The sequence below is a fragment of the Nisaea sp. genome (assembly GCF_039990255.1).
Taxonomy (GTDB): domain Bacteria; phylum Pseudomonadota; class Alphaproteobacteria; order Thalassobaculales; family Thalassobaculaceae; genus Nisaea.
Genome location: NZ_JBDXGG010000022.1, coordinates 123,282 through 134,713, shown reverse-complemented (window position 1 = coordinate 134,713; position 11,432 = coordinate 123,282). Strand labels below are relative to the sequence as shown.

Sequence of the window (11,432 nt, the reverse complement as noted above, 5' to 3'; positions counted from 1 at the left end):
TCTCAAAGATGCGGGTGAGCCGGGCCTTCCTTCGGACGGAACAGCCATCGCCGCGCCACTTCCCGATATCCGTGATAAATCCGTTCCTGCCGACCGTTTGTCATCCTCCGGCGAAGCGTTTCATAGCGCGGCAACGCATACCATGGCACGCCCGGGCTGCTGTGATGCGCAACATGCAGATTATTGTTTAGGAAGAGCAACGCCAGCGGCGCTTCAGCCTCAACAATGGCGGTCCGATCATCCACATCAGGTGCGGCATGATGCTCAGCGAAAGACCGTAGCAACAGAAGTCCCGATCCTGGATAGGCGAAACAAAGGACATAAAGCCAAACCGGCATGTCACAAACCGCAACAATCCAGACGACTAGTAAAGCTAGACCAATCGCGTGAAACACCCAGTCCTTCAAATGACCCCGGCCGCCCGGCAGCCCCCTGGCTTCACGCCAAAGAAAAAGACTGGCAACAAAGAGCGGTCCGAGCACAAGACGTCCGGCGAGCGTGTTCACGGCACGATAAATCATCCGGCGCGGCTCAGAAAACCACGCCCACTGACCCGGGGTGACGTAGAAAGACTCCGGATCTTCAATCGGATCCGTCAGAAATTCGTTACGGTGATGCTTAAGGTGACTGTCCCGATAAATCCCGTATGGCACCCAAAGCATCAACGGCAACCCGGCGAGCAGGGTGTTCAGCCATGTAATTCTGGTCGGGTGGCCGTGGATTGCCTCATGCTGATAGCTCGCGTGCCAAGCCACTATCGGCGCTCCGAGAAGGGGCAGCAGCCATAACGGCAATGCAGTATGCCAATAGGTTACCGCTCCGAAAGCGCCATGAATAATACTCCATAGCACTACGGTCTGCCATTCGACAGAGGCTACGGAAAGCGTAAAAGCAGCCCCGGCATCACCGGGCGAAACTGGTAATTCCGGGATCTGCTCAGAAATCGGTGTGGGATGACGTTCAAACATGCGGACAAGTTATGCTGCACCGCACAGCCACAACAATGAGCGTTTGCGCTATTTTTGCATCATTTGTTGATTTTTTACATCATGCGCAGATAAAATAAAACAATGCTTATTTTTCCCGCAAGGAATCATCTTGGATCGTCGAGACACAGTCGAGATATTCCGCGCCCGCCTTGCGGAGAGCATGGAACGCGCCGGCATAAACCGGTCCGGCCTCGCCAAGCGTGTCGGCGTCGATCGCTCGACCCTTTCCCAACTGCTGTCACCCGACAATGAGCGCCTGCCTCGCGCGGATACGGTTGCAGCTATTGCCTCCGCCCTGCAGGTCAGCCTTGATTGGCTGCTCGGCCTGACCCAGCAGGAGCAGCTCGGCGCTGAGATCCTGCAGCGCTCGGTACACATTACTGAAGCGTCACGGGCCGCCGTGGACCGAAACATCGCCGAATGGCATACGGAGGCCGCCGGCTACAAAATCCGCTATGTCCCGAGCAACTTGCCGGATCAGGTAAAAACCCCGGAGACCCTGGCTTACGAGCATGGCGTCGTTGAAGCGTTCGAGCGGGACAGCGCGCTTGAACGGACACAGGACCAGCTCGCCTACACACGCCGCCCAGAAACCGATATCGAGATCTGTATGTCGCGGCAGGCTCTGGACGATTTCGCCGCCGGTGCCGGTATCTGGCACGATCTGACACCAGCGCTCAGATATGAGCAACTGCGCTATATGCAACAGCTGCATGGCGAGCTGTATCCCAGAATGCGCCTCTATCTGTTCGATGGTCGTAGAGTATATTCTGCCCCGCTGACCATCTTTGGCCCGCTGCGTGCCTCACTCTTCCTCGGCCAAAGCTTCTTTGTCTTCAACACTACCGAGCACATCCGTACCCTGACCCGCCATTTCGACCAGCTGATCCGCGACGCGATTGTCCAGAGCCATGCCCTGGACGACTATATCGAGGGATTGCTCTCACGTTTTCCGGAGCACACTGCTCAATGATTGCTACTCTCGACATGTACGACTTCCCGGAAATCCGGGAGGCGACAGACGCCTGGTGGGAAGCACTGGCGCGGGGATTTTCCGCAGAAGGTCTGTCAGGAATTCCGCCCCACCGTACCCGCTCACCGGAAGAGAGCGCAGCCTGGTCCAACCCTGACCTTGTCTTCACCCAGATCTGCGGCTATCCGCTGCGAAAGCGATATCGAGATGCGCTGCGTGTTGTCGGCACACCACATTATCAAGCAGAGGGATGCGACGGTCCGCGATACCGCAGCGTGGTGATCGTCCAGCGCGGCGCCGGGATTACCTCTATCGAGGCTCTTGAAGGCGCCCGTCTGGCCTATAACGGCGCCCTTTCCCAATCCGGTATGAGCGCTTTTCGCGCCCTGCTCGCGGCGCATGGAATCAAACCGGACTTCTTTGGCGATGCCGTATGGAGCCACGGGCATCGAGCCAGTGTTTCCATGGTCACTTCTGGGGAGGCAGATACGGCAGCAATCGATTGCGTCACCTGGGCTCTGCTCCAGAAACACGCGCCGAAGGAATGCAATGCGGTCGAGGTTCTTGCACGGACTCCGGATGCGCCAGGCTTGCCTTATGCCGTCCCCATCAACGTCAATGACCAAACGGTCGCTGCCTACCAGCGCGGAGTAAAACGGGCACTCGCCGATCCAACTGCACAATCGGCCCGCGATGCGCTTCTGATCGACGGTTTTTCGTCATTGACCGATGCCGACTACGGCGAAATCGACGCAATGGAAACACGTGCCAGAGAGCGAGGACTGCCTTCCCTCTTCTAGGCTTGTTGCATCCCGTCCCGCACGGCAAGATCGCCGCCGAAAGCTAATAACCATTCTTGAGGGAGACTCGCCATGGCCATCACTTTTTACGATCTTTCCGCCAGAAACGGCGCCCGGTTCAGCCCTTTCGGATGGCGTGCGCGCATGGCCCTGGCTCACAAGGGCCTAGAGTCGGACGCAACTGTCGAACACGTTCGCTTCGGCGAAAAGGACAAGCTGGATTTCAGCGGACAGAAGCTCGTTCCAGTCTTGAAAGATGCCAACACCGTAATTTGCGATAGCTGGGACATCGCCTGCTATCTTGAGGAACGTTATGTGGACCGCCCAAGTCTTTTCGGCGGCGAGGCAGGCCGAGGCGCTGCACTTTTCATCACCGAATGGACCAATCGGACGATCAACCCGCTTGTCGCCGGTTGCATCGTCCATGACGTTTACCTCGCCTGTGACGAGCGCGATAAGCCCTATTTCAAAGAGTCTCGCGAGGCGCGCTTCGGAAAATCGCTTGAAGACATACAGAAAGGGCGTGAAGACAGGCTTCCAGACCTGCACAAAGCACTGGCACCCGCGCGCGCAGTCGTAGAGAAGCAGTCTTACATCGGGGGCGCGGATCCGAGCTTCTCGGATTATGCGCTCTTCGGAACACTCATGTGGGCACGAATATCCAGCCCGTTTGAACTGCTTGCCCAAGATGACGCGCTCTGGGCCTGGCGCGAACGGCTGCTGGACGCTCATGGTGGTGCCGCCCGCAAGGAAAAGCTCTGCGCTGACGCCGCCTAAACCAAAAAAGAACTGGAAACCGGCATCATGTCACGTGTCCCCGCCCTCAAACCCGACGATATGTCCGACGCACAGCGGACAATCCACGATGCTATCGTCAACGGTCCCCGCGGCCGGGTCGAAGGCCCACTCAAGATCTGGCTGCATAGTCCGGCGCTGGCGGACAAAGCGCAACAGCTTGGCCAGTTCACCCGGTTCGACAGCTCTCTGGAGCCGCGACTTTCCGAGCTCGCCATCATGGTAACCGGCCGGTTTTGGGGGGCCCAATTCGAGTGGTCCGTGCATAAGCCGTTCGCGCTGAAGGCGGGCATTTCTGAAGCGGTCCTGGATGCGATCCGCGATCGGCGCACGCCGTCCTTCGAGAGAACCGACGAGAGGGTCGTTCATGACGTCTCCCGCGCCCTCCACGAGACTCATAAAATCGGCGACGTACTTTATGCCGAGGCAGTCGAAATACTGGGTCAGCAGCGTCTGATCGATCTTGTCGGGTTACTCGGGTATTACACACTCATCTCCATGACGATTAATGCGTTCGAAGTTCCGCTGGACGGGGATCAGGTAGCTGAACTCGATTGATTTCAATGTCTTGCAGGGAACTCAGGAGGATCAATCCCTGCAACCGGAACAAAAAGCATTATTTTGATAAGGATTTATTTTCTATTTTTCGAACTGGTTAATATTGCATTAACGACCAACCCGCGATACGATTGTCACCATTGAGTAGGAGGGCACAGATGACAACTCTTGCGATGGTCGTCGTTACTTGGTGCGTGGTCGCACTTGTTGGGGGCGTTCTTCTTGGACGCGGTATCCGCGAGAACTAAGTGCGGTGTTGGGCCGGGGGATAGTTTCCCGGCTTTCATGCTCTTTTGTCAGTTTCCTTAATAATTTCATCGATAAAGATTTTCGAGATCGGCTAGCTTCTTCGTCAGAGCGGCCCAGCACGCAGAACGATCTCAATCCCGACGATAATCGCCGCCAGCAATGCAAGATAAATGACGAACTGCGCGTGCTCCTCACCATCGATCACCACTTTGCGCAAACGCGCGCCGAAAATATCAAACAATGAAACAGTCAACAGAATGATCAGCAAGATCGCGGCGCCTGATCCATAGTCGAATCCCCGCAAGGATTCCGAAAGAGACATACCGATACCGCCTGCCCCGACAATCCCCAGCACTGTAGCCGAGCGTACATTCGCTTCGAAACGGTACAGTGAAAACGAGATCCACAGAGGGAGAACCTGAGGTATCACGCCGAAGACGATTTCATGCAGGTTTGTGGCTCCGGTCGCCCGGATACCTTCCACCGGACGCGGATCGATTGCTTCCACCGCCTCGGAAAAAAGCTTCGCCAGTGTCCCCGTGGTGTGAATGGTGAGAGCCAGCACCCCGGCAAGCGGACCAAGCCCGACAGCCGCGACAAAGATCAGCGCGAAGACGAGCTCGTTGATGGCCCTGAAGGCATCCATCAGCCGCCGCACCGGAAAGCTGAGCCAGGAGGGCGACAGGTTTGACGAAGACATAAGGCCGAAGGGAACCGCACACACAACAGACAGGAAAGAGCCCCAGACGGCCATCTGAACGGTCTCAAGCATCAAGTCGAGATAGCTCCGCCAATAGCGGAAATTGGGCTCCAGGAAATCTTCCAGCAACATCGCCATGTTGCCTCCACCGGTTAGAACCTCACCGAAACGGTTCATATCCGCAGGCACAAAACTCCAAACCAGCATGACCAGAAACGAACCCCAGAGCAGATAATCAAACATCTGCTCCCGACGGGTCCGTCCTGGAATCTCAGTGTTCTTGAGGTCAAGTCTGGATGCGGAAACTGTGGTGTTGGACATTTCAGGATTCCCAGAAAGAAGCGGGGGCCAAATCAGCCCCCGCCATCGCCGCCTGACCTGGGCCAGGCAACAGGATTACTTACGCGGACGCGCGGCAGCGGCGGCGCGAATGGACGAGATCTTCTTGTCGATTGCGGCGATCTTTTCCTTCTTCTCCTCTTTGGAGTAGGTCTCGTCACCCTCGATGGACATGCGCTGACGGATCTGATCCATCTCGTAGAAAGGCCAGAGCTGCGCGTTCGAGGATGGGACGAACGGACCCATGTCGATCATGGACAAAATTTCACGCGCCTTGGTGACTTCCGCATCCGACCCGTGACGGCCATAGGTCATGAAGAAGTTCATGATCTTGGCTTTCAGGTTCTTGTTCAGCTCCGGACGCCAGGCCATCGGGTCGGAAGCGATCAGCGGAGAACGCCAGATTTCCTTCAGCTCGGCGAAGAGTTCCGGCTTGGCTTTCTTCAGACGGGAATACATGCCGGTGGAAGAAGCCACAGCGGCATCGACCCGCTTGGTCGCGGCAGAGATCAGATTGGTCTCATGGTTGGCATTGCGAACCGTCTTGAAGCACTCCTTCGGATTCACGCCTTCCTTGGCGAATACAAAGGTAGACGGTACCAGGAAGCCAGATGTGGAATTCGGATCGCCGATACCGAAATTCAGCGTCTTGTCGCACTTCATGACGTCTTCGTAGGTCAGACCCGAATCCTTGTGGGTAACCATGACGGACCAATAACCCTTACCGCCGCTGCCTTTCGTGGTCTGGGCGAAAATTTCGGCGCCAGCCCGGTCGACGGCAACCATCGCGGACTTGTTGCCGTACCAGGCGATGTCGACCTTGTCGAAGCGCATGGCTTCGATGACGCCGGCATAGTCAGCAGCAAAGAATGGCTTAACCGGCATGCCGAGATTTTCTTCCAAAGCCTTCAGGAGAGGCCCCCATTTCTCGCGCTGGGCCGAGCTGGATTCCGTGGCAATGATGCCAAAATTGATCTCTTTCGGATTTTCCCTGTCGGCAAGCGCCGGAAGGGCGCCCGTCACGAGGCTGGTTGCCAGAACCGCAGCGGCGGTCAGGCGGGTGAAGATGGTCATGGGATCAGCTCCTCTTGATGCTGGGAAACGGGTTCAGGCGGATACAGCGAGCCGCGGCTCCGCCGTCTGATGCGCCTCTGCGAAATCCTCGGCGTCGGGGAGGATCAGCTCCTCGCTAGCCGTACCGTAGATTTCGCGGAGGAAAGACGTGGTGAGATCGTGGGACGGACCATCGAAAACGACGCGGCCGTCCCGCATGGCGATTGTGCGCTTGCAATAGCGCCGGGCGTATTCGACCTGATGCAGAGAAACGAGCACGGCCGTGCCTTCCGTCCGGTTGATGTCGGACAGGGTTTCCATCACCCGGCGGGCCGAGGCTGGATCGAGCGAGGCAATCGGCTCGTCGGCGAGAATGGCTTCGGATTCCTGTACAAGGCAGCGGGCGATGGCTGCGCGCTGCTGCTGGCCACCTGAAAGCGTGGCGGCCCGCTGCCGCGCTGTAGCCGCAATACCGACACGTGCGAGCGCCTGCATGGCGCGCTGCTTCTCCTGATGCGAGAACTGCATCAGGACACCCCGCCATTTCGGCATGCGGCCCAGCCGTCCGGCGAGCACATTGGTCAGTACGGTCAGACGCGGGACAAGATTAAACTGCTGGAAGATAACCCCGAGACGACGGCGCACTTTCGCCACATCGCCTGTCAGGCGACCACCGGCCTGCACCCGGTCACCGAAGACCAAAATCTCTCCACCACCGTCACCTTTATTGGCAGCGATCAGACCGCCAATATGCCGGATCAGCGTCGACTTGCCGGAACCGGATGCCCCGATCAGCGCGACCATCTCGCCGGCATCAAGCGTTACGGAAACCCCGTTCAGCGCCCGTCGCCCGTTCGGAAATGTTTTGCAGACGTTCGTAACCTGAATAACAGGCTGGACCTGAGTATATGACATGCGACCCCTTTCCCAAGGATCGCCAATTTACTCAGGAGCGTTGACCACCAAACCGCAAGATCATGACGGTTTCAGGACTCCGGCAAGACTCTAAACCCACAAAATGACGCGGAAACGGCGCAATTTGGTCACACGCTGAGGCGTCCAGGTCATTTGGGCTGTTTTCAAGCAAAGGACAGCTCCAGCCGAAACCGATCCTGCACCTGACTTTACCTATTGCGGCGACGCGCCTGTGTCCCAACCTGTTCCTGCGTGAACTGAAAAGAGGAACCCGATGAACCCGCAGAATATTCTTCAGCAATTTCTTGGATCCAACGCAGCACAGTCTGCAGGTGCAACCCTTCAGTCGGCACAGGGAAAACTTGCGAATAGCGGAACTCTGGTGTGGTCGGCGGTCTAGCCGCAGGAGGCCTACTCGGCGTTTTACTTGGAAACAAAAAAGCGCGGAAGAACGTCGGGAAATTCGCTGGTGGAGTGGTTGGCTATGGCGGTGCCGCAGCTCTTGGCGCTCTTGCATTTCGGGCTTATCAAAATTGGCAGGACGGTAAATCCGCCCAAACGCCTGTAACCGCAGCTCCCAACCCCGGCTCTTCCGGCAGCGTGCCCACACTCCCCCCTCCCGCTCCGGTCGGCTCGAAGTTCGATCCAGCGGCTGCGCCCGCCGCAGACGGTCGATCGTTCGAGTTGGCACTCGTTCTGGCGATGATAGGGGCCGCCAATGCGGACGGCCACATCGACGCTGAAGAGCAAAAACTGATCTTCGAACGCGTCGGCGCGACCGAACTGGAAGCATCGGAGAAGGGCTTCGTCTTCGACGCGCTCGCCAAGCCGCCCAGCCTGCAAGAGGTCGCAGACTTCGCCGATGGCCCGGAGCAAGGCGCGGAGATCTACCTTGCCTCGCGCCTCGCTATCGACCCGGACCATCCGATGGAACAAGCCTATATGGAGGCACTGGCCGCCCGGCTTTCCTTGCCTGCAGAACTCGTGGCACATCTGGAAAGCCAGATCGCCCAGATGGGTGCCTGAACGCGCTCCACTCAGGGAGCGTTACAGGACACGATCTGCGGGCACTCCATTGTCATAACCGCTTCGCCATCCTGATTGAACGTCGTGTATTTGAACCGGACAAAGCCCCTGTCCGGTTTGGAGCGGGACTGACGTTTTTCCAACACTTCCATTTCCACGCTCAGCGTATCGCCCGGCCGCACCGGTTTCAGCCAATTCAGCTGATCGATGGTTCCGGCACCGAGATTGGTCGCCTGCAGTCCATTCGCCTGCCAGGCCAGCCTGAAGCTGACAGCAAGGGTCTGGAAACCACTGGAGATGACGCCACCGAAATGGCTCTCCTCGGCATCCGGCACGCTTATATGGAAGGGCTGCGGGTCATACTTCCAGGCGAAATCGATGATCTCGGATTCCGTCATGGTCTTGCGCTGGGAACGGAGGACCTGGCCGATTTCCAGGTCCTCGAAATAGACGGGCGATTGCATGAGATCAGTCCCGGAGCACGGCGGCGATTGCATCGCCGAGATCCGCAGTCGAAGCCTGACCACCGAGATCAGGAGTCTTCGGCCCGCCGCCTGAAATCACCGTCTCGCAGGCCGCAACGATGGCATCCGCAGCTTCTTGATGGCCGTGATGCTCCAGCAGCATAGCGCCGGACCAGATCTGACCGATCGGGTTGGCGATCCCTTTGCCGGCAATATCGGGCGCCGAGCCATGTACCGGCTCGAACATGGAAGGATATTTCTTTTCCGGATTGATGTTCGCGGACGGTGCGATGGCGATGGAACCGGCCACGGCCGGGCCGAGATCGGAGAGGATGTCGCCAAACAGGTTGGAGCCGACAACCACGTCGAACCAATCAGGGTGCAGCACGAAATTCGCGACCAGAATGTCGATATGATACTGGTCCGTCGCCAGATCCGGATATTCCTTCGAGATCGCCGCGAAACGCTCGTCCCAATACGGCATGGTGTGAATGATGCCGTTGGATTTGGTCGCGGAGGTCACCTTTTTCTTGCCCGTACGCTGACACAGCTCGAAGGCGAAGCGCATGATCCGGTCGGTGCCGGTCCGGGTGAAGACGCTCTCCTGCATCGCCATTTCGCGGTCCGTCCCCTCGAACAGGCGCCCGCCGATGGACGAATATTCGCCTTCGTTATTCTCGCGCACGACATAGAAGTCGATATCTTCCGCCGTCCGGTTTGCCAGCGGGCAATTCATGCCTTTCAGCATCCGGATCGGGCGGAGGTTCACATACTGCTCCATCTCCCGGCGGATCGGGATCAGAAGGCCCCAGAGCGAAACATGGTCCGGTACGCCCGGAAAACCGACAGCGCCGAGAAAGATCGAGTCGAACTCCTTCAACTGATCAATCCCATCGAGCGGCATCATCAGACCGGTCTTCTTGTATCGCTCGCAGCTCCAGTCGAATTCCGTGAAATCGTACTCAATGCCGAACTTCGCCCCGGCCGCCTCCAGCACCTTGATGCCTTCCGGAATGACCTCCCAGCCAATACCGTCGCCCGGGATGACTGCGATTTTGATTTTCGACATTGGGTTTTTCCTCCGCCCATCTGGTTTCTTGGCGCGCATGATAGGCGGCAAGACTGCGGATCGGGAAGCGCGCAATGAGTCTGCAAGAGCTCGGTTCCTAATCGTCACGAAAGGAACATTCGTCTCAACGGCCATCGACAAGACGGGAAACTGAATGCATTTTTACAATTATCTTGATCAGAAAACTGCAGAAATTTGCCGATGAAACGCTTTCTTATTCCGGGATTGTTAGCCTCTCTTATGTCCACGCTCTCTTACACAAATGCACATTCGGGAAACCTTGTTCCACTGTGTGAAGGCTTCTCTCCCGATAAGATCAAGGTCGACGATGGCGCGCCAAATGGGGCAGAGCGCATTTCCGGCATATTCAACGGAAAGTGGGCCAACCAGTTGGAGCACACGTTGGTGGTCGAGCGCATTTCAGCCGACGGCAGCGTCAAAGCATTCTATGCTTGGGGGCAATATGCTCCTTGGGGTGCGGACAAAGCAGCTTGCGTGCAAGCCCCGGGAATTTATCAGGACGGCGTTCTGACTGTCAGGCTCTCACAAGACATGAGCGCCAAATACGCACTCTCGCCATCGGGCATTATGGCTGGCGAATACTATTTTCGAGACAATCTCACCATCGGCACGTTTCAAGAAGTCCACCTGCAGAAAAGCCCCCCTACTTTCACTGCCCCCGCTCCAGAGAAACTCACTTTCCCGAGTGGCTATGAATCAGAACTTGTTGCAACAGATCTGATGGAAGACGGAAAGCCGGTGCGCCTCCAGCTCGTGACCCTCAAACGCGAAGGTCCCGGCCCGTTTCCGCTGTTAGTCTTTAACCATGGATCGACCGGACGTGGTGATGTGCCGGCAGCAGCAGGCGCCGTCCATCTTCCCAATCCAATCGCCCAGCATTTCCTGGAAAAAGGATGGATGATTGTATCGCCACAACGTCGCGGGCGCGGCTGGTCGGAGGGCCTCTATGACGAGGGCTTCGTCAAAGACCGAAGCCATTATAGCTGGGAGCCGCACGTCACCCTCGCTGGGTTCGACAGAGCGATCATGGATATCGATGCGGCGGTGAGTGTCTTGCTCGCGCGTCCCGATGTGAACCCGCACCAGGTCATCATGGGCGGGCAATCGCGAGGCGGAATACTGTCTCTGGCCTATTCTGAAAGATATCCTGGGCGCATTCGCGGAGTCCTGAACTTCGTCGGTGGTTGGCTCAGCACTTGGCACGATACTTTTGCAACCGTGCATCAAACGATTTTAGCCGACGCAGCAAAGGCCGATACGCCGACGTTGTGGCTGTATGGCAGGAAAGACCAACTCTACGGAATCAGCGATATACGGCCGTTCTTCGACGGATTCAAAGAAGCAGGCGGTGTTGGCGAATTCATTTCTTTTCCCAATGCAGGCCACGGCTTGATGGGGGAGACGCCGCTATGGAAGCAACCCGTCGATCACTTCATGCAGGAGCTTGGATTTCCTGAGTTCTCAAGGTAAAGCGCGTTTCG

At 57.3% G+C, this 11,432-nt stretch carries 12 protein-coding genes; 6 read left to right on the top strand and 6 right to left on the bottom strand.

Features of this window, described 5'->3' with window-relative positions:
* Nucleotides 1-2 precede the first annotated feature (2 nt).
* Nucleotides 3-968: a fatty acid desaturase gene (locus tag ABJ076_RS19985; RefSeq protein WP_348192953.1), complete on the bottom strand. Its 966-nt coding sequence runs from the start codon at nt 966-968 to the stop codon at nt 3-5.
* Between the two features lie 130 nt (nt 969-1,098).
* Here ABJ076_RS19985 and ABJ076_RS19980 point away from each other — a divergent pair, with 130 nt between their 5' ends.
* The 4 genes from ABJ076_RS19980 (at nt 1,099) to ABJ076_RS19965 (ending at nt 4,115) form a co-directional block, all read left to right on the top strand.
* The gene (locus ABJ076_RS19980) at nt 1,099-1,962 is read left to right on the top strand and encodes a helix-turn-helix transcriptional regulator (protein ID WP_348192950.1); all 864 of its coding nucleotides are present in this window, start codon (nt 1,099-1,101) and stop codon (nt 1,960-1,962) included.
* Nucleotides 1,959-2,762, top strand: coding sequence for a PhnD/SsuA/transferrin family substrate-binding protein (locus tag ABJ076_RS19975; protein ID WP_348192947.1), 804 nt, complete (start codon nt 1,959-1,961; stop codon nt 2,760-2,762). Before ABJ076_RS19980 ends, ABJ076_RS19975 begins: the two co-directional genes overlap by 4 nt.
* Before the next feature lie 72 nt (nt 2,763-2,834).
* Nucleotides 2,835-3,539, top strand: coding sequence for a glutathione S-transferase N-terminal domain-containing protein (locus ABJ076_RS19970; protein WP_348192945.1), 705 nt, complete (start codon nt 2,835-2,837; stop codon nt 3,537-3,539).
* A 27-nt stretch (nt 3,540-3,566) separates the two neighbouring features.
* Nucleotides 3,567-4,115 carry a carboxymuconolactone decarboxylase family protein gene (locus ABJ076_RS19965; RefSeq protein ID WP_348192942.1) on the top strand — a complete coding sequence of 183 codons (549 nt, stop codon included), beginning with the start codon at nt 3,567-3,569 and terminating at the stop codon, nt 4,113-4,115.
* A gap of 352 nt (nt 4,116-4,467) precedes the next feature.
* Here ABJ076_RS19965 and phnE read toward each other — a convergent pair whose 3' ends face one another.
* The 3 genes from phnE to phnC form a co-directional block, all read right to left on the bottom strand.
* Entirely contained in the window at nt 4,468-5,385 is a 918-nt protein-coding gene (gene phnE / locus ABJ076_RS19960) for a phosphonate ABC transporter, permease protein PhnE (protein WP_348192940.1), read from the bottom strand.
* Nucleotides 5,386-5,460: 75 nt separating this feature from the next.
* Nucleotides 5,461-6,477, bottom strand: a complete 1,017-nt coding sequence (gene phnD, locus ABJ076_RS19955; RefSeq protein WP_348192937.1) for a phosphonate ABC transporter substrate-binding protein — start codon at nt 6,475-6,477, stop codon at nt 5,461-5,463.
* A 33-nt stretch (nt 6,478-6,510) separates the two neighbouring features.
* Complete coding sequence (phnC, locus tag ABJ076_RS19950; protein WP_348192934.1) at nt 6,511-7,371, bottom strand: phosphonate ABC transporter ATP-binding protein; 861 nt, start codon at nt 7,369-7,371, stop codon at nt 6,511-6,513.
* A 384-nt stretch (nt 7,372-7,755) separates the two neighbouring features.
* Here phnC and ABJ076_RS19945 point away from each other — a divergent pair, with 384 nt between their 5' ends.
* Nucleotides 7,756-8,397, top strand: a complete 642-nt coding sequence (locus ABJ076_RS19945; RefSeq protein WP_348192931.1) for a tellurite resistance TerB family protein — start codon at nt 7,756-7,758, stop codon at nt 8,395-8,397.
* An 11-nt stretch (nt 8,398-8,408) separates the two neighbouring features.
* Here the strand turns inward: ABJ076_RS19945 and ABJ076_RS19940 are convergent, their stop codons facing one another.
* Together ABJ076_RS19940 and ABJ076_RS19935 are read right to left on the bottom strand one after the other, a co-directional pair.
* Entirely contained in the window at nt 8,409-8,861 is a 453-nt protein-coding gene (locus ABJ076_RS19940; RefSeq protein ID WP_348192929.1) for a MaoC family dehydratase, read from the bottom strand.
* A 4-nt stretch (nt 8,862-8,865) separates the two neighbouring features.
* Nucleotides 8,866-9,930: a tartrate dehydrogenase gene (locus ABJ076_RS19935; protein ID WP_348192927.1), complete on the bottom strand. Its 1,065-nt coding sequence runs from the start codon at nt 9,928-9,930 to the stop codon at nt 8,866-8,868.
* A 201-nt stretch (nt 9,931-10,131) separates the two neighbouring features.
* Here ABJ076_RS19935 and ABJ076_RS19930 point away from each other — a divergent pair, with 201 nt between their 5' ends.
* Nucleotides 10,132-11,421 (top strand): alpha/beta fold hydrolase, encoded by a 1,290-nt coding sequence (locus ABJ076_RS19930; protein WP_348192924.1) that lies wholly within the window; start codon nt 10,132-10,134, stop codon nt 11,419-11,421.
* Nucleotides 11,422-11,432 lie beyond the last annotated feature (11 nt).

Excerpts from the sequence above, each read along its gene's own strand:
- ABJ076_RS19985 (WP_348192953.1), bottom strand. The coding sequence starts at position 968 with ATGTTTGAACGTCATCCCACACCGATTTCTGAGCAGATCCCGGAATTA.
- ABJ076_RS19975 (WP_348192947.1), top strand. The coding sequence starts at position 1,959 with ATGATTGCTACTCTCGACATGTACGACTTCCCGGAAATCCGGGAGGCG.
- ABJ076_RS19970 (WP_348192945.1), top strand. The coding sequence starts at position 2,835 with ATGGCCATCACTTTTTACGATCTTTCCGCCAGAAACGGCGCCCGGTTC.
- ABJ076_RS19965 (WP_348192942.1), top strand. The coding sequence starts at position 3,567 with ATGTCACGTGTCCCCGCCCTCAAACCCGACGATATGTCCGACGCACAG.
- phnE (WP_348192940.1), bottom strand. The coding sequence starts at position 5,385 with ATGTCCAACACCACAGTTTCCGCATCCAGACTTGACCTCAAGAACACT.
- phnD (WP_348192937.1), bottom strand. The coding sequence starts at position 6,477 with ATGACCATCTTCACCCGCCTGACCGCCGCTGCGGTTCTGGCAACCAGC.
- phnC (WP_348192934.1), bottom strand. The coding sequence starts at position 7,371 with ATGTCATATACTCAGGTCCAGCCTGTTATTCAGGTTACGAACGTCTGC.
- ABJ076_RS19940 (WP_348192929.1), bottom strand. The coding sequence starts at position 8,861 with ATGCAATCGCCCGTCTATTTCGAGGACCTGGAAATCGGCCAGGTCCTC.
- ABJ076_RS19935 (WP_348192927.1), bottom strand. The coding sequence starts at position 9,930 with ATGTCGAAAATCAAAATCGCAGTCATCCCGGGCGACGGTATTGGCTGG.
- ABJ076_RS19930 (WP_348192924.1), top strand. The coding sequence starts at position 10,132 with ATGAAACGCTTTCTTATTCCGGGATTGTTAGCCTCTCTTATGTCCACG.